This is a genomic window from Niveibacterium umoris, from assembly GCF_014197015.1.
Classification (GTDB): Bacteria; Pseudomonadota; Gammaproteobacteria; order Burkholderiales; family Rhodocyclaceae; genus Niveibacterium; species Niveibacterium umoris.
In genome coordinates this window covers 2,317,432-2,334,406 of sequence record NZ_JACIET010000001.1, presented here as the reverse complement: position 1 = coordinate 2,334,406, position 16,975 = coordinate 2,317,432, and the positions used below count along the sequence as shown (strand labels likewise).

17 protein-coding genes are annotated in these 16,975 nt (G+C 65.1%); 3 read left to right on the top strand and 14 right to left on the bottom strand.

Annotated features, from left to right (window positions below; all coding sequences use genetic code 11):
* Positions 1-62: 62 nt before the first annotated feature.
* Positions 63-812 carry a competence/damage-inducible protein A gene (locus GGR36_RS10555; protein WP_183634977.1) on the top strand — a complete coding sequence of 250 codons (750 nt, stop codon included), beginning with the start codon at positions 63-65 and terminating at the stop codon, positions 810-812.
* A gap of 135 nt (positions 813-947) precedes the next feature.
* Here the strand turns inward: GGR36_RS10555 and GGR36_RS10550 are convergent, their stop codons facing one another.
* The 6 genes from GGR36_RS10550 to GGR36_RS10525 all read right to left on the bottom strand — a co-directional run bounded on the left by GGR36_RS10550 (position 948) and on the right by GGR36_RS10525 (position 5,288).
* Positions 948-1,511 carry a phasin family protein gene (locus GGR36_RS10550; protein ID WP_183634549.1) on the bottom strand — a complete coding sequence of 188 codons (564 nt, stop codon included), beginning with the start codon at positions 1,509-1,511 and terminating at the stop codon, positions 948-950.
* A 259-nt stretch (positions 1,512-1,770) separates the two neighbouring features.
* Positions 1,771-2,547: an enoyl-CoA hydratase gene (locus GGR36_RS10545; RefSeq protein WP_183634548.1), complete on the bottom strand. Its 777-nt coding sequence runs from the start codon at positions 2,545-2,547 to the stop codon at positions 1,771-1,773.
* 56 nt (positions 2,548-2,603) lie between these two features.
* Positions 2,604-3,179 (bottom strand): lipopolysaccharide transport periplasmic protein LptA, encoded by a 576-nt coding sequence (gene lptA / locus GGR36_RS10540; RefSeq protein WP_183634547.1) that lies wholly within the window; start codon positions 3,177-3,179, stop codon positions 2,604-2,606.
* Positions 3,176-3,757 carry an LPS export ABC transporter periplasmic protein LptC gene (gene lptC, locus GGR36_RS10535; protein WP_183634546.1) on the bottom strand — a complete coding sequence of 194 codons (582 nt, stop codon included), beginning with the start codon at positions 3,755-3,757 and terminating at the stop codon, positions 3,176-3,178. The genes lptA and lptC overlap by 4 nt, the downstream gene beginning before the upstream one ends.
* Complete coding sequence (locus tag GGR36_RS10530; RefSeq protein ID WP_183634545.1) at positions 3,757-4,284, bottom strand: KdsC family phosphatase; 528 nt, start codon at positions 4,282-4,284, stop codon at positions 3,757-3,759. The genes lptC and GGR36_RS10530 overlap by 1 nt, the downstream gene beginning before the upstream one ends.
* Positions 4,284-5,288 (bottom strand): KpsF/GutQ family sugar-phosphate isomerase, encoded by a 1,005-nt coding sequence (locus GGR36_RS10525; RefSeq protein ID WP_183634544.1) that lies wholly within the window; start codon positions 5,286-5,288, stop codon positions 4,284-4,286. The genes GGR36_RS10530 and GGR36_RS10525 overlap by 1 nt, the downstream gene beginning before the upstream one ends.
* Positions 5,289-5,385: 97 nt before the next feature.
* On the opposite strand from GGR36_RS10525, the gene GGR36_RS10520 reads away from it, so the two are divergent.
* Complete coding sequence (locus GGR36_RS10520) at positions 5,386-7,356, top strand: monovalent cation:proton antiporter family protein (RefSeq protein ID WP_207064363.1); 1,971 nt, start codon at positions 5,386-5,388, stop codon at positions 7,354-7,356.
* A 51-nt stretch (positions 7,357-7,407) separates the two neighbouring features.
* Here the strand turns inward: GGR36_RS10520 and GGR36_RS10515 are convergent, their stop codons facing one another.
* Complete coding sequence (locus tag GGR36_RS10515) at positions 7,408-8,022, bottom strand: prepilin-type N-terminal cleavage/methylation domain-containing protein (RefSeq protein ID WP_242533058.1); 615 nt, start codon at positions 8,020-8,022, stop codon at positions 7,408-7,410.
* 162 nt (positions 8,023-8,184) lie between these two features.
* Between GGR36_RS10515 and GGR36_RS10510 the strand changes: the two genes are divergently transcribed.
* On the top strand, positions 8,185-9,894 hold the full coding sequence (locus tag GGR36_RS10510) for an ATP-binding protein (protein ID WP_183634542.1): 1,710 nt from the start codon (positions 8,185-8,187) through the stop codon (positions 9,892-9,894).
* Here GGR36_RS10510 and GGR36_RS10505 read toward each other — a convergent pair.
* The 7 genes from GGR36_RS10505 to GGR36_RS10475 all read right to left on the bottom strand — a co-directional run bounded on the left by GGR36_RS10505 (position 9,864) and on the right by GGR36_RS10475 (position 16,967).
* Positions 9,864-11,180 carry an adenylate/guanylate cyclase domain-containing protein gene (locus GGR36_RS10505; RefSeq protein ID WP_183634541.1) on the bottom strand — a complete coding sequence of 439 codons (1,317 nt, stop codon included), beginning with the start codon at positions 11,178-11,180 and terminating at the stop codon, positions 9,864-9,866. The two genes, GGR36_RS10510 and GGR36_RS10505, sit on opposite strands and share 31 nt — an antisense overlap.
* A 71-nt stretch (positions 11,181-11,251) precedes the next feature.
* Positions 11,252-12,001, bottom strand: coding sequence for a type II secretion system protein (locus tag GGR36_RS10500; RefSeq protein WP_183634540.1), 750 nt, complete (start codon positions 11,999-12,001; stop codon positions 11,252-11,254).
* A complete protein-coding gene (locus GGR36_RS10495) occupies positions 11,998-13,164 on the bottom strand; it encodes a hypothetical protein (RefSeq protein WP_183634539.1) in 1,167 nt (388 codons plus the stop codon). The genes GGR36_RS10500 and GGR36_RS10495 overlap by 4 nt, the downstream gene beginning before the upstream one ends.
* Positions 13,161-13,532 (bottom strand): hypothetical protein, encoded by a 372-nt coding sequence (locus tag GGR36_RS10490; RefSeq protein WP_183634538.1) that lies wholly within the window; start codon positions 13,530-13,532, stop codon positions 13,161-13,163. Before GGR36_RS10490 ends, GGR36_RS10495 begins: the two co-directional genes overlap by 4 nt.
* Positions 13,529-14,119, bottom strand: coding sequence for a hypothetical protein (locus GGR36_RS10485; RefSeq protein ID WP_183634537.1), 591 nt, complete (start codon positions 14,117-14,119; stop codon positions 13,529-13,531). Before GGR36_RS10485 ends, GGR36_RS10490 begins: the two co-directional genes overlap by 4 nt.
* Complete coding sequence (locus GGR36_RS10480; protein WP_183634536.1) at positions 14,116-15,681, bottom strand: hypothetical protein; 1,566 nt, start codon at positions 15,679-15,681, stop codon at positions 14,116-14,118. The genes GGR36_RS10485 and GGR36_RS10480 overlap by 4 nt, the downstream gene beginning before the upstream one ends.
* Before the next feature lie 83 nt (positions 15,682-15,764).
* Positions 15,765-16,967, bottom strand: a complete 1,203-nt coding sequence (locus tag GGR36_RS10475; protein ID WP_183634535.1) for a type II secretion system F family protein — start codon at positions 16,965-16,967, stop codon at positions 15,765-15,767.
* Between the last annotated feature and the right edge of the window lie 8 nt (positions 16,968-16,975).

Here is a 16,975-nt window from a genome sequence, read left to right as displayed (position 1 = left end):
GGCCTCGCTGGTCCGCCGCGTGGGGGTATGATCGCGCCCTCTTACTCGGAAGGATGCGCGAGATGGCCGTTGGCGTGCTGATCATTGGCGATGAGATTCTGTCCGGACGCCGCCAGGACAAGCATCTCGCGAAGTCGATCGAGCTCCTGAATGCTCGCGGCTTGCGCCTGTCATGGGCGCGATACTGTGGCGATGAATTGCCGCGTCTAGTAGCCACCTTGCGCGACTGCTTTGCGAGCAACGACATCTTCTTTTCCTTCGGCGGTATCGGGGCTACTCCTGACGATTTGACCCGGCAGGCAGCGGCTGAGGCCCTTGGCGTGCCGCTCGCCCTGCATCCGGAGGCTGAAGCCGAGATCCGCGCCCGGTTCGGCGAAGAGACCACGCCCAACCGTCTCGAAATGGGCACTTATGGGGCCGGCGCCCGCATCATTCCCAACCCCTACAACCGGATTCCCGGCTTTGTCCTTGGCCGCGGTTACTTCATGCCGGGTTTCCCTGTGATGGCATGGCCGATGATGGAGTGGGTGCTGGACGGCGAACTGCGCGCACTCCACCACGCTGAGCCCTATCTTGAGGATTCGATGTGGGTCTTCGATGCGCAGGAGAGCCAGATCACGCCCTTGATGCGCGATGTTCAGACGCGGTTTGGGGTGACGGTATTCAGCCTGCCGAACACGCATGTTCCTGGCGCGCGGCGACAGATCGAACTGGGTGCGAAGGGGACACCGGGCGCGGTTGCGGCGGCCATGGTGACGCTGCGTGAATCGCTGGCGTCAATGGGCTTCGAGACGGCTGCGATCACCGGGTGACTTCACGCGCCCCAAAGAAAAAAGCCGCAGGGTTGCGCCGCGGCCTTAAGTCGAACGTCACGTATCGCGCCTGAACGCGACGCCCGATGGAGGGCAGATGCGGGGGCTCGGCGAGAGCGAGCCCCCAAGAAAGCCTTAGGCGGCCTTCTTCGATGCCTTCGCCGGGGCGGCGCCGCTGACTGCCTTGACGGTCGCGTCGGTGGCGGCGGTCACGTTGGCTTCAGCGATTTCAGCAACTTGCTTGGTGGCCTTGGTCAGGCTGTCGTAGGCCGAGTTTGCGGCGGCGATGGCCGACTTCACGGCAGCAATCGCGACGTCGGAACCAGCCGGGGCCGACTTGGCGGCCTTGTCCAGCGAGGCGGACACGTTCTTGTTCAGCTCGGAAAGCTGCGCTTCGACCAGCTTCGAGATTTCTTCCTGAGCTTGCGCGCCGATTTCATACACGCTGCGCGAGTAGGCAACGCTCTTTTCGACCAGCGGCTGGGCCAGCGAAGTCTGCAGGGTCAGCAGCTCTTGCACGTCCTTGGCGGAGAGCACGGTCTTGGCATTGGCCAGGCCGTCTTCGAGCAGCGCGCGGGCGGCCGACAGATTGAGGTTGGCAAGGCGTTCTGCGCTGGCAAACGCGGTGTTGGCGATGCTCAGCAGCGACTCGACTTGGGTTTTGTTGACTGCAGCGAACTGTTCCGGGGTAGCGAACATGGTGAATCTCCTTTAGATGAACTCAGGGCAAAAAGATTTTGCACCGCAACAATTTCGATTATAGAGACGACTTTCACGTCGTCAAGCTCTTTTTGTTGCGCTGCAATATCTGCTGTGACAGGCACGCCGCAGGGAGTCGCCAAGTCTTTATGGAAAACGGATTTCCTGACTTCAAATGCGCCTCAGCCTGCGGCCTGCTGGCCACAAGTTTGCGCTTTGCATCATGACGTGGGGATGACGCCGGGCGTGCGTCGGTAGCTCAGCGGTGGCTGAACTTTGCTGCGCGCTTTTCGAGGAAGGCGGCCATGCCTTCGCGCTTGTCGGCAAGCGAGAACGCGGCGTGGAAGACGCGCCGCTCAAATAGCAAGCCCTCAGAGAGGGGGCTTTCGTAGGCGCGGTTGATGGATTCCTTGATCATCATGACGATCGGCAGCGAATAGCTGGCGATCGCTTGCGCGGCGCCCAGTGCTTCCTCAAGCACGCGTTCGGCCGGAACCACCCGCGACACGAGTCCGGCCTTCTCGGCCTCGGTGGCGTCCATGAAGCGGGCGGTGAGGCACAGGTCCATCGCCTTGGCCTTGCCCACTGCGCGCGGCAGCCGCTGTGTACCGCCGGCGCCGGGCAGAATGCCGAGCTTGACTTCCGGCTGACCGAATTTCGCCGTGTCGGCCGCGATGATGATGTCGCACATCATCGCCAACTCACAGCCACCGCCCAGGGCGAAACCGGCGACGGCGGCAATGATCGGTTTGCGCGCGCGGCGCACGCGTTCCCAGTTGCGGGTGATGAAGTCGGACTTGTAGACGTCGACGTAGTCCCAGCCTGCCATCGCGCTGATGTCAGCGCCGGCGGCGAAGGCCTTCTCAGAGCCAGTGATCACGATGGCGCCGATGCCATCGTCCGCTTCGAAGCTGTCGAGCGCTGCGCCGAGTTCATCAATCAGGGCGTCGTTCAAGGCGTTGAGCGCCTTGGGGCGGTTGAGCGTAATCAGGCCGACGCGTTCCCGCTGTTCGACCAGAATGGTCTGGTATTCCATGCGCGTCCCCCTCCTACGCCCGGGCCTCCACAAGCAAGGGCGTCATGTATGGCTGATCAGCGCGCCGCGCCACCGGCCGGCGCGGCTTTCGCTTCCTGCTTTTTCGGCTGGATCGTGACCTTCACACGTGCATCGGTGTTCGGTACGACGGTCGCGTTCGGCCCGTTGGTGACGAGGTAGGTTTCGTTGTAGCCGTCGTAGTTGATGTATTGGCCGACGACCTCGTCCTTGCCGCTGACGACCTTGGCGCGATTGAACAGCTGTACCAGATCGGTCTTCGCGTCGTACTCGATCCGTTCCGCCTCGCCATTCACCCACTCGTCCTTGAGCTCCCGCTTCTGCTTGAAACGGGCGAGACCGTCCTGCCCGCCGGTCGCGACGCCCTTCTGGAAGCCCTCGATGTCCTGGGTTACGACAAGTTTGTCGGCGACGATGGTCAGCGTGCCCTGTGTGAGTTTGACCCGGCCTTCGAAGATTTGAACCTTGTTCTTGTCGTCAACGGTGACGCGGTCTGCTTCGACGTTCACTGGCTTGTCGCGGTCCGAGCGCTCCGCGAAGGCGGGGGCCGTGAAGGCAGTGAGTGCCACGGCGCCGAGCGCGAAGAGCTGCCGTGCCTTGCTTGCGAGTCTCATTTCCCGATCCCTTGTGTGTTGCGGTACAGCGTCGCGCGCACCTGACCGATGACAGCGACGCCGTTGATCTGGTCGATATCGAGGCCGACGCCGTCGATCACAGAGCGGCCGCGTGTCATGTGCACCGGCTTGTCTGTCGTTGCCTTCTCTTCATTCGGGCGGATCAGGATTTCGCTGGTTTCGAACGTGGTTTCCGGGATGTCTTCCGCCGCATCACGTACGCCTCTCACATCGCCAATCAGGCGAACCTCGTCGCCGGGGCCGCTGACCACGGCATTGCGTGCGGTGACGTGAAGCGTCTGCGGCTTGCCGAAGTGTTGAAGGCGCGCGTCGTCGACATGCGTTGAATCGTCATCCGGATAGTGTTTGGCGACCGCGGCTTCGAGCACGTACAACCGCTTGCCGGTTGCGTCGAAGCGCTCCTGCACCGAATGCGTGGCGATCATGTCGGGGTCGTGGCGAAAACGTCCGTCCGGATGGCTTGCCTGGGAGCGGACGTACTGCTCCAGCCAGAATGCCATGCCGGCGAGCATCGCCGCGAGCAACACCGGAAACAGTGCGGACCAGGTGCGTTTCATCAGTCCGCGAGATAGCGTGCGTGCAGCGCGTCGAGTTTGTTCTGCGCGGCGAGAATGAAGTCGCACACTTCGCGCGCAGCGCCTCGCCCACCGGGGCGGCTGGCAACCATGTCGACGTGGGCGCGAACCAGCGTGTGTCCATCCGCGGTTGTCGCGGAGAAGCCGCAGGCACGCAGGATGGGCAGGTCGACGACGTCGTCCCCCATGTAGCCGGCCTCATCCGCATCGAGCCCAAGCTCGCGCAGCAGCTCGTGCAGCACCGCGCGTTTGTCCTCGACGCCCTGGTACAGGCGCTTGATCTGCAGATTTTCGCAGCGTTGCTCGAGCGCACGCGAGCGGCGGCCGGTAATGATCGCCAGTTCGATGCCCGACTGCTGCAGCATCTTCAAGCCATGTCCGTCCAGGGTTGAGAACCCCTTCATGACATCGCCCTCCGCGGTGAACCAGATCGTGCCGTCGGTCAGCACGCCGTCCACATCGAAGGCCATCAATTTCAGCCGTGCAGCTCGTTCGATCGCGCGTTCCATCAGATCACCTTGGCGTCCATCAAGTCGTGCGTGTTGAGCGCGCCAACCAGCAACCCGCTCTCGTCGACGACCAGGATCTGATTGATGCGTGCGCGCTCCATGGTCGCGGCCGCTTCTGCAGCGAGCGCATCCGGGGCGATGCTGCGCGGATTGCGGTGCATGACTTCGGCGACCGCCAGCCCTCGGAAATCGGTCTGGGCGCCGAGCAGGCGGCGCAGGTCGCCGTCGGTGAAGATGCCGATCGCATGGTTGTCGGGGGTCACGATCGCGGTCATGCCCATGCCGCCACGCGTCACCTCCAGCAAAGCTTCGGCGAAGCTGGCGGATTCGGCCACACGCGGGATGCGTTCCCCGGTGCGCATCACGTCCGATACCCGCGTCAGGAGCCTGCGGCCGAGCGCGCCGCCCGGATGAGAGCGGGCGAAATCGTCCGGGCCGAAGCCACGCGCATCAAGGAGCGCGACTGCGAGTGCGTCGCCGAGCGCCAGCGCCGCCGTAGTACTCGCGGTGGGCGCGAGATTCAGCGGGCAGGCTTCGCGCTCGATCGTGGCGTCGAGGTGTACGTCGGCCAGTTTGGCCAGGGCGGACGACGGGTTGCCGGTAATCGCGATGAGACGGGCGCCGTGCCGCTTGATCAGCGGCGCGATCGTCAGCACTTCGGCGGTCGTGCCGGAGTTCGACAGCGCGATCACCACGTCTGCGGCGGTGATCATGCCAAGGTCGCCGTGGGCAGCTTCGGCGGCGTGAACGAAATACGCCGGCGTGCCGGTCGAGGCAAAGGTTGCCGCTAGCTTGCGCCCGATGTGGCCGGACTTGCCGACCCCTGTCACGATCACCCGGCCGGTGGCGCCGAGGATCATCCGGGTCGCGGCGACAAAGCTGCCGTCCAGCCTGCCGGCCAGCGCGACGACAGCCTCGGCTTCAATCGTCAGGACATCGCGGCCGAGCGCCAGCAATTCTTCGTCGGTCGCTCGGGAAACGGCTTGTGGCTTGGTTTCTTGCATGGTCACGCTGCGGTTACACTTGGTTTTGAGTATATCAGACGGGTTCTCGCGGCCTCCGCGATCTCCCGCACTACGGATCCGCGCCGAGAGAATGCACCTGACCCATACGCTCGACTTCGTGCTGCTGTTGCTGGGCGCCTCGGTGGCCGGCGTCATGCTGTTCAATCGTCTGCGCTTGCCGGGTGAGTTGGCCTACCTCGCGATCGGCGCGCTCATCGGCCGGGCCGGGTTCGGCTTGATTCCGGATGAGGCGTCCGCACGTGCGCTGGCCGAGTTCGGCGTGGTGTTCCTGATGTTCACCATCGGCCTCGAATTTTCGCTGCCCCACCTCCTGAGCATGAAGCGCCTGGTGTTCGGGCTTGGCGCTGCGCAGGTGGGTGCCACGACCTTGTTGTCGCTGGCGCTGGGCGGTTTGCTCGGCGTGCCGCTGGGGGCTGCGCTGGTGCTTGGCGGCGCGCTCGCGATGTCGTCCACCGCGCTGCTGTCGAAGCTCTTGATTGATAGGCTCGAACTCGACGCTCCGCATGGCCGCATGGTCATGGGTGTGTTGCTGTTCCAGGATTTGGCGGTGGTGCCCTTGCTGGTACTCATTCCGGCGCTGTCGCAGCCGCCCGATGCCCAGCTGCGCCTGCTGATGCTCGCTGGGCTCAAGGCCACCGTCCTGCTCGCGACGGTGCTGTATTTCGGGCAACGTTTGCTCGGTCGCTGGTTCCTCATCGTTGCGCGGCGGCGATCTTCACAACTGTTCATGCTCAACGTGCTGCTGGTGACCTTGGGCCTCGCCTGGCTGACCGATCACTTCGGCCTGTCGCTCGCGCTCGGTGCTTTTGTCGCGGGCATGCTGATTTCCGAGACCGAGTATCGCTACCGCGTCGAAGAGGACATCAAGCCCTTCCGCGATGTGCTCCTCGGTTTGTTCCTCGTCACCGTTGGCACCTTCCTCGACGGCAGGGTGATCATCGATCACGTTCTGCTGGTCCTTGGACTGCTGGTCGTCATGCTGCTCGCCAAGTTCGCGGTGGTGCTGGCGGCCGCACGGGTGTTCGGCGCAACGCCCGGCAACGCTGTGCGCACCGGCCTGTGGTTGTGCGCCGGGGGCGAATTCGGCTTTGTGCTCTTGTCGCAGATGTCGGCCAACGGGCTCGGCAGCGCGGTTCTGATTCAGTCTGCGGTGGCGGCGGTGGTGCTGTCGTTGCTGGTCGCGCCGTTCCTCGTGCAGTGGAGCAACCGCCTGGTCATGCGATTCGTGGCGTCGGAATGGATGCTGCGCTCGATGGAACTGACCCGCGTCGCGGCGCAATCACTGAGTACCGAGCGGCACGTCATCATCTGCGGCTATGGTCGCACCGGGCAGTTGCTGGCGCGTTTTGTGGAACAGGAAGGCGTGGCCTATGTCGCGCTGGATCTCGATCCGGATCGCGTGCGTGAGGCGGCCTCTGCCGGCGAGACCGTTGTTTACGGCGATGCTGCTCGGCGCGAGACCTTGATCGCCGCCGGCGTTGCGCGCGCCGCCGCGGTGGTCGTCTCCTATGCCGACGTCGGATCCGCCTGCCGCGTGATGGATCTGGTGCGCGAGTTGCGTCCGGACATTCCGGTCGTGGTCCGGGCCATCGAGGAGGCACAGCTTGAGAAGCTGACGCGCGAGGGCGCCGCCGAAGTCGTGACCGACATTTTCGAAACCAGCATCACGCTGGCGAGTCACACCATGGCGCTGACCGGCGTGCCCTTGTCGCGGGTCATCCGCCGCGTGCGCGACATCCGCTCGCAGCGCTACGCCTTACTGCGGGGCTACTTCCATGGCCGTTCGGACGCCGCAGACGATCCGGAGGCGACGCTGGAGCGATTGCATTCGGTGGCGCTCACCGACGGCGCGCGCTGTATCGGTCGTTCGATCGCCGACCTGGCCTTGCCCGATGCGGGCGCGAAAGTGTCGGCCGTGCGCCGGCGCGGCATCCGTGCGCTCAATCCCGAACCGGAGTTGGTGTTCGAGTCCGGCGATGTGGTGGTCTTGCTTGGAACGCCGGAAGCGCTGGCGTCGGCCGAAACGCGACTGTTGCAGGGGGGGTGAAAGCAATCGGGCCGCATGCTGCGGCCCGTTCTATCGCGATCGTCGGCGCCCTTAGAAACCCATACAAACCACGTATGAGTCGCCTTCGTCTACCGCCGCGCTGGCGGAGGCCCCGGGGGTGGAACCTTTGAGGCTCCGCATGGAGCCAGTGTTGATTACGCCGTTGTCAAGCATTGCATCGAGCGGCAACACATGCCGGCCGCGGATGTTGTTCGCACAAACGATCAGGGTGCCCGGCGTGTCCGTGACCAGCGCACTGGCCTTGGTGCTCGTGACGGTGAAGGTGCCAGCGTCGGCATGAACCGGCGCGCCCGCGCTTGGGTCGCCGGTCAGCAGGTTGGCGCGTCGCAAATGATCCCATGCACATTCGATTTCATCCGTGTTGTCGATCAGGCCATTTCCATCACCCTTGGCGCAGGCTCCCGACCAACGTGCAGACGCGCTCTTGTCATCCCCCGGCAGTGCCCGATACTTGTCCTGATAGGTGAGTACTGCGACCGAGATCGCGCGCATGTCTTGCGCAATATTCTTGACCTTCGCGCTCTCGATCAACTCCTGCCCCTTGAGCACGCCGCCCAGCAGCAGGCCGATGATGACCAATACAATCGCCATTTCGACGAGGGTGAAACCGGCTTGCCGTCTCATGATGGATTCCCAGATGAACAAGTTGCGTTGCGAATCTTCAAGCACGAGGCGTGCCCGGGTGTGTGACGCCGTCGTGACAGCTGGCGTGTGGGCTTCTTGCCGCCGGCGGCGCCCCCGTCGCGAGGAATCTGTCGAAAAATCGACACTGTGGCGACTAAAAACAGACGTTTTGGCGGTGGCGACATGAGCCAGCTTGGGGATTGGCGCAAACGGGTTCGCAACCCGGGTTACGTCCTGACCGGGATGCTGCTGTGCCTGCAACTCGCGCTGGTCGCCGGCTTCGAGACCTGGGTTGGACGCATGCTGCTGACGGCGCATCTCGGCGCCTTTTTGCTTTGGCAGCCGATGGTGTCGGCGGACCGGCGCATCGACGTGCTGCCCTTCGTGCTGCTGGTGATCGGCCTTGTCGGCTTCCAGCAGATGCTGGGCTGGGTCAGCTTGTCTGTGTGGGTGGGGATGCTGGCGGGGCTGGTCGTCGCGCAGGCGGCAACCCGCAGCTCACGGCGTGATCGACTGCCTGAGGAACTGGGCTTTGCCTACCTGGCGCTGGCGCTGTTTGCCTGGCTGGTGCCGTTTGGCGTGCCGATAGACCCGGATATACGGGCCTTGCTCGCCAAAGTGGCCTGCAATACCGGCTATGTGCTGGTGGGTGGGGTCGCGCTGCTCGCTTTCAGGCGGCGAAACCGGACGAGTGGGGCCCTGCCGGACTTTGCAGCGGCGGCGACGGCAATGCTGGCCGTCGGTACCATTGTGCTGACCGCGCTGGCCTTCATGTTTCTTGGCGGCGAGCCGTACGAGCGGGCGCTGATCGCCGCCGTGGTCTCGGTCGCCCTGGTGCTGCTGATGCTGGGGTGGTTGTGGAATCCGCGTGGCGGTTACTCTGGTGTTGCCCTGCTGCTGTCTCGCCGCGCGTTGGCCGGGGGCTTGCCGCTCGAAGAGTGGCTGGGCGAAGTGTCGGAGGAGGCGCGCAGCGCGAGTTCGGCCGATGCGTTCCTGACTGCCGCGGTGCGCCGGATCCTCGATTTGCCGGGTGTCACTGGTGTGCACTGGAAGGCCGGCGGCGGTGCCGAGGGCGCCGTTGGGCGATTGGGGCGCCATACGTCCCGCATCGCCCATGGCGAGCTGACAGTGACCTTTGGCACGCGCGGCGCCGCCGACGCGGTGACACTGTGGCGCTGGGATCTGATGGTGAAGATCCTCGCAGAATTCCTGCTCGCACGCCGGCAAGCCGCGGATCTGGCCGAAATCGGATACCTGCGGGCGATTCACGAAACCGGCGCGCGACTCACGCACGACGTAAAGAATCTGCTGCAGTCGTTCGAGACCATCCTCTACGTGGCGGAAAGCGGATTCGAGCGCGACCCCGATGGCACCCGTATCCTGATCCAGCGCCAGTTACCGGTGCTCGCTGCGCGATTACGGCTGACGCTCGACAAGTTGCGCCAGCCGGAGTCCGGTGCGGCCGACATCGAGCTTCTGGATGCCTGGTGGGCGCGGCTGTGCAGCAGACTGCACGGCGTGACGTGCGTGGGTGAAGCGCCTGCGCAACTGAACGTGCCTGCCGGCCTCTTCGACCGCTTTGTCGACAACTGCGTCCAGAATGCTCGCGACAAGTCCGGCGCGGCCGGCTTGCCGGTGATTACAGTGAATCTGGCGGTGCAGCAGGGGCATGTGGTGCTGGAAGTCTCGGATGATGGTGCCGCAGTGCCCCGTGACCGCGCCGCGCGCCTTATGCGCGAACCGCTGACCTCGGAAGCCGGGCTCGGGGTGGGCATGCTGCAATTGGCGCGCGAGGCGGCCTTGCTTGGCTGGCAGGTGCGCTTGGTTGAAAACCGTGACGGCGCGGTGCGCTTCAGGCTCGATCAGGCGCCGCCGGGTACCTTGGCCCGTTGAGGGTGCGTCGGCAACGCTTGCCCGACCTGCTGACCCAGACGCCCCGCGAGGCGGTGCACGACCACCGTGCCTTTCCCCTTGATCGGCACGATGTGCGGGGGCTCGAAGACGAAGCGGTCGCGCAGGCGCGCGTAGGTGGCCGCGTCGCATTGGATCGACCCTGGCGCGCCCTCGCCGGTAATGCGGCTGGCGAGGTTCACCGTGTCGCCCCACAGGTCGTAGATAAATTTCTTTTTGCCAACCACCCCGGCCACCACTGGCCCGGTGCCGATGCCGATCCGTACCCGCAGCGGGTTGGCGCCGCGTGCGCCTGCGCCGGCCAACCAGTCCCGCATCTCCAGCGCCAGTTGTGCGATGGCTGCGCAGGGGTCGTTTGATTCGGTGTTGAGTCCGCCGGCCACCATGTAGGCGTCGCCGATCGTCTTGATCTTCTCCAGGCCGAGGCGCTCGGCCATCTCGTCGAACTTCGAGAAGACCCGGTTCAGCATCCCGAACACCTGTTGCGGGGTCATGTCCGACGCGAGCTCGGTAAAGCTGACGATGTCAGCGAACATCACCGTGACATCGGCGAAGCCGTCGGCGATCGTGCAGTCGTCGTCTTTCAGGCGCTGCGCCACCGGTTGAGGGAGGATGTTGAGCAGCAGGCGTTCGGACCGATCCTGCTCGATCCCAAGCAGGCGGTGGGCGTCTTCCAGCGCAGCGAGCGCCTTCTGGCGTTCGAGAATCGCAAAGCGCATCAGCAGCCATACGATGGACGAAATGGTGGCGAAGTTGAGCGCGAAGAAGGCCATGGATGCCTTCAGCGGCACCGGCGCAGGCATGCCGATCAGGTAGTCGGCCAGCAGGAAGTCGAAACCTCCGGTCAGCAAAGTCAGGAAAAGGTAGGCAACGAACCAGGGCACCGATTCTCGCGGACCGGCGCAGAGCAGCGCTCCGACCGGCGCGAGCAGCCCCCAAAGGATCACGCCCGACGCAGTAACGAAGTTCCCCATCGCCCACTGTGCGATGAAGGGAAAGAACAGGAAGATGGCAAGCTGGCTGAAACGGAACACCGCGAAATTTCCGCTCGCGGCGTAGATCAGCAGGTTGGTCGCGACGAGCACCTGCAGCACGAAGGGCAGCGTCGTGGACAGTTTTGGCCCGAGGGCCCAGTAAATCAGCAGCCAGCCTATCGCGGCGATCGACACCAAGCCGCTGGCAAGCACCAGCAGCGCCTTCTGCAGCCGCAGTTCTTCACTGTCGCCGGGGTTGATGCCCGCGTTTCGCAGGCGTTCGAGAAAATTCATGGTGCACAACATGATGCCCGACAGTTTGTCGTGCCGATGCGATCGGGGTCAACGTGCGGGACGGCGCGGCCTCAGGGGAGTTTTCCGGCAGCCATCATGCGGCCGAAAAGGACGAAGCGCGAAATCCAGATGACCTGATCATCGAAGGCGCCGCCCGCGGCGGCCGGATTCTCCGATATGTCGCGCGCGACGACGACCAAGTCGGACCCGGAACCGTTCTGGGTTTCGTCCGGCCCCGCCGACGCGCCGTTGATTGCCGACCCGTCGGGGTTGTTTGCAAAGTATCCGTTCGAACCGTAAGACCAGACCGCGCAGGCAACAGAGCCGGCGCTTGCGAGCAGGGTTGAGTCGGATCCCCCGCTGGCGGCGCTGGGGGCGATCCTCACTGTGCCCGCAGTGTCGAGCGTGAAGTGGACAGATGGCGGCGAAGGTGTGGCGGGGGGCACGGTGAGTGCCGGCGAAACCAGATAGGCCAGGCGGTGATTCCAGCCGTCGAGCGATTGAATGCCCAACGTCTCCCAAGGTAGCAAGCCGCGACGGTTGACACAGACCCCGTCGTTACTCCGACTGCCTTCCTTGCCGTAGCCCGCTGCGGCGCCGCTCGCCGGGCAGGGCAGGTAGCCGTTGGCCGATGCAAAAGCGAGCAAGGCCTCACGCGCCTCGTCCAAGGCAGCTCGGGTTTCGCTTGTCTGGCGCTGCACAGCCTGGACTCGGACCGCCATCAGGACGCTTGTGCTCAATACCGCGATGATGGCGATCGCGACTGCCATCTCGATCAGGGTGAAGCCCAGATTCTTTGGCACTTCAATACGGTGATTCATGGGGACGGCGTGCGAGTAAGTGTAACCGGGGCGGCAGAGTCGGCAACGGCTTCCCAGCCCCGCTTGCCGACCCATCGTGATGAGAGGTCCAATCGCGCTGAGGTGTCGGCCGGCGCGTAACCGATGTAATCGAGCCAGCGGTTGAAACAGAGCCACTCAATGGCAAAATTGCCCGGCGCACCTGAGGATTTGCGGAGCGGATTGCCCAGCGCGTCGACGCCGTCATCGCGGGTGACCACGTAGTGTGGGCAGCCGCCGTCATCCTGCACTTCGATCTTGGGGTTGTCGGGGGCGGACGCCGGGAGGGGCGGAGCGGGAAAGGCACTGATCACCGTCGGATTCAGGAAGTCCAGCTTGAGTTTGCTGCCGTCGGCGAGACTCGCCGGCGAGAAGCTTCCGCCAATCCCGAACAACATCCGGAGTCCACTGAGCGACGAGCGGTTGGGCATCGAAAGCTCAACCAGCACGCGGGGGGCGACCGCGGTGAAGAGATCCGCTGAGGTGATCGCAAGGATCCGGTCGTTGAACGCGTCATCCGGAGGGCCGCTGACGAACGTCATGCCGCTACCGGCGTTGTCGATGCCGGTGCGGCTGTCGAGGAAGGCGGACGGGACGCCGTCGTTGCAAGCGCTTGCCGATCCGGTGCGGACCTGGCCTGGCAGCGCTCGGCCGGGGGCGATGATGACTGCGACGACCTTGCTCACCGTGGCCGTCGCGCTATCCGTCAGATCCAGTTCGCCTGTGTAATCCGGGTTCAGCGCAGGCTGCGTCCCGCCGGGGCCGCGTGTCGACGGCGCTAACTGGCTCCGGGCGCCGGGGGACAGCGCGTACCACAGGCACTCGCCGCTGGCGTCGGTCGGGGGCTCCATGCCCAGCGTACGCCACGGCAGGCGACCGATGGCCCCGGCCGCGCAGCTCGAAGCGGCCGTGCCGTTGTTGTCCAAATCCGGGCAGGGCAGTGCGCCCGGGGAGGAGTCTTCCCATACCGCGTGCTGGATCAACGCCTCGCGCGCCAAGCCAAGCGCGCGATCGGTCCGCATGCTTGCCCGCAGGTCAAAGCCATTGAAGGTACGCAGGGTTTTGACTGCAACGAATACCGCCACCGCGCTGAGCAGGATCAGGACGATTGGCAGCGCAAAGCCGCCGGGGCGGCGCAGCTTCACCGGTTCTGATCGTCGGCGACCATCCTGATCGAACCGCCAACCGGCAGCTCGACCGATTGGCCGCTTCCGGTGGCGATCCGCGCACTGTGTTCGCCGAGGTGGGTGACCGCGGCGCGGTCGGTGCGCGCGACCCCATTGACCCACACCGTGCTGCGGCCGTCGCTGGTGCGCACGATGCCGTCGAGACGAACTTCGGATTCAGTGCGTGTGGTGCCGGGTTCGATGTTGCGCTCACGCATGCCGTCGAGTTTCGCGCGGCGTTCGGCAGTGTTGAACAGACGGCCGAGCGGCGCAGCCGGATCCGCTGCGGGCGGTTCGGCGAGCGCGGCACTTGCGACGAGAAGGAGGGGCAGCAGTGATGATTTCATGGGCGAACCGGGCCGGGGGTGCCAAGCGTAATCCAGTCTAGCTCACAAACAACGCCGAGGGGAGCCGCCTCGTCGCCGGTGTCGCCTGAGTCGCGCTCGATGACGCAGTGACGCGGCAGCACGGTCGCACTGCGCTGCCCATGCAGATCGCCGAGGATGCGCAGTAAGTCGCCCTCGTGCCAGACGCGGGCACGCAGCGTCATCGCGCTTGATAACAGGGGCAGTTCCGGATGCGCGCCCGGCAACGTGCGCTGCGGTGCCAGCTCGAATTCCAGCGAAGGCAATTTGCGACGGGCGCGCGTCTGGGTGACAGCTTCGGCCCATTCGAGGCGTCGTTCGGCGCCCACCAGACCCTGTTTGCGCAGGGCATCGAACTGCGCGAGCGCGCGGCGGATTTCCGGCTCGTCACGTTGCGCCGCGCTGAGTCGGCTGGCAATGGCGTTGCGCTCGCGCTCCGCGGTGCGGAAGTCGGCTTCGGCGCTCTCCTTGCCTTTGAGCGCAGCAGAAAGTGCAGCGAAGCCGATGCCGATCATCGCCAGGGCGGCCAGCAGCGCCAGCACGAAGCGACGCAGGGCAGGCGTATTCATGGCTTGGGACTCCGGCTCGGAAAGGCTGCCTTGAGCACGAAGCGGGCGTCGGGCTCACGTGCGCTGGCATTGCTTCGCAAGGTGCGGTCCGAGGTGTACTCGAAGGGCAGACGCACCACGCTCGCCTCCGCTGCGCCTTCGCGGCGGATGTCGTCCAGCAGTGCATTGATCGCGAGCACCGCCTCGCGCTGGCTCATCGGCGAGGTGGACGGCAGCGTCGCCTCGATCGTGAGCAGATCGCGCAGGGTGCCGCGATTCACGTTGGACAGCGCCGGAGTGTCCGGCGCCCCAGTGGCGGCGGCCGGGCCGCGCGGGTCAAAGGCATCCGGGGCGAGCGACCATTCGATGCGTCGTACCTGAACCCCGGGGTGGCGGTCGATCGCATGACTCAGCCGTACCAACGCATCCGCCGGTCCCGCGGCGAGCGCGTCGATGCGTTCGAGCCCGCCCACGCCCGCCTGAAGCGCGTCGAGCGACACCGGCAGTTTGGGCAGCGTGGCCAGCAGGCGCTCGTAACGCAGATGCCGGGTCTGGGTGTCGAGGGCGATGTCGTCAATTGACTGACGCAGCGTGCGGGTATCGAACACCGTTTTGCTGGCAAACAGCAGGGCTGCGCACAGACCGACCATGCCGGCGGCGAGCACGAAGCGCCGCGCGACCCACCAGCGCCACGCAAGCCGGTCGCGCGCGGGCGCGAATTGCGGGCCGCCGGTCTGGCGTGCCGCCGCGTTGAGCAGCAACAGTGTGGCGTCGGAATCGGTGGGTGGCCCCTTGAGGCCGGATGCCTGTGCGCGCTCACCGATATCGAGCATGAGGTAGCGCACGGCATCGGAATCCGGGCAGGCACTGCGCGCTGCGGCCAGATCCTGCTCATGCACGACCACCGCTGTGACGACTGGCGAGCCGCGCGCGATGACCCGCTGGGTGACCAGGTACTGGTAGGTCTTCTGAACCTCGTACGGAATCGTCGCACTCCACGCGGTGGTGTGCGATTCGGCACTGGTCGACAGCCGCGAGAACCGCAGGTTGCCGTCTTCGAAGAGCGTCTGGCGCAAACCCGCGGGTGTCAGCGTGACGACCAGCAGCCGGGCGTTGGCGCGGATCTGCGGGCGCACCAGATGCGGCAGCACCAGCGCTGGCGATGTGATGCCGGTGAGCACGATGTCGGCCGTGCGCATCCGCTCGATCCAGGGTTCGAGCAGGGCGGCACGGGTGATCGCCGCGAACAGGATGCGCTCGTCACGCCGGCCGGTACGTTCGCGCCCGAGCGAAATCGCGGTCGCATAGGGCGAGCCGTAGAAATACTGGTTCTGCTTGCGCGCGATCAGCGCGTGGCGGTCCGGCCCCACGACATGCGGTGTCGTATCGACCTGGAAGCCTTCCTCGACGCAGTCGGCCAGCACCGTGAAATGCCCGCCGCGGCACTCTTCGAGCCAGGCCGCGAACGCCGCATGGCCGCCCTCGTCGTTGTCGAACGACGGCCCCGGCGCCATCTGGCCGCTCTGCCAGTACCAACTGGAGATGCCGCCCGATTCGAGGTAGAGGAGGTAGCGGAGCGCCATGTCAGTGACGCCCGGTGGCCCGAAGACACTGACGCTCCCGCACTGGGGGCAGCGAACGCGGTGAGCGTGCGGCTTGTCTCATGTCAGACCTTCATCCGGGTGATGATGTCGTAGATCGGGCCGAGCACCGACAGCATCACCCAAAGCAGCAGCGAGCCGAGCAGAAGCGTCAGGATGGGCTCCATCATGGTCTGCACCCGTGCTATCGACTCGCGCACATCGCGTTCGTAAAAGTAGCTGACATTCTGCAGCGCCTTGTCGAGCGCGCCGGTGTTCTCGCCGATGCGCAGCATGCGCGTCACCAGCGGCGGGAAGAGCCCGACCCGTCCGAATGCCGAGGTGACATTCTGACCCTCGGCAATGTGCTGTTCGACCTGGATCAGCGCCCGCTGCACCAGCTTGTTGCCGGCCACGTCCTGTGCGATCCGCACCGAATCTATGATCGCGATGCCTGAGCCGTACATCATTGAGAACAGCGAAGCGAAGCGGGCGAGGATGATCTTGCGGTATACCTCGCCGAACAACGGGGCGGAGAGCTTCGCCCTGTCGATCCGCATCTGCAGATTGGTGTTGTTGATGGCGGCAATCCGCAGCCCGATGACAGACCCGACCAGCAACAGCGCCAGCCACCAGCCATGCTGGCTGACGACATGCGACACCGCAATCAGCGCGCGAGTGTGGAAAGGCAGCGCCTGGCCAGTGGAAACGAAGAGCTTCGACAGCTCCGGGACTACGTAGACCATCGACACGGTGATCGCGCCGAGAATCACGCTGACCACGATGCTCGGGTAGATCACCAGACGCTGGGTATAGCTGGCCAGTTCGTCGTCGCGCTTGAGCGATTCGTTGAGCGCGTCGAGCACTTCCGGCAGGTTGCCGGTCGCCTCGCCGGCGCGGATCAACGCGCAAAACACCGAATCGAAGGCGGTGGGCTGTTCCTGCATTGCCTGCGAGAGACTGCGCCCCCCCTCGATGCTTTCGACCAGACCGGCCACGATCTCGCGGAAGCGCGCGTGCACGGTGGAGTCGCGCAGGTCGCAGAGCGATTCGAGAATCGGCACGCCCGCGCGTGTGAGCTGTTCGAGGTGAAAGCAGAAGTGCATCAGCTCGCGCCGTGGGATGCGGCCGCGCCGCCAGGCGACCCCGGTACGCGCGGCTTCGCCGTTGATGAAGTCGAGGTCCATCCGGCGCAGGCGCAGTTCCAGATCGACCAGATTCACCGCCTCCATCTCGCCGCGGATCACGCGGCCGGTGCGGTTCATGGCGCGGTAGGCAAAGACAGCCATGTCGCCGG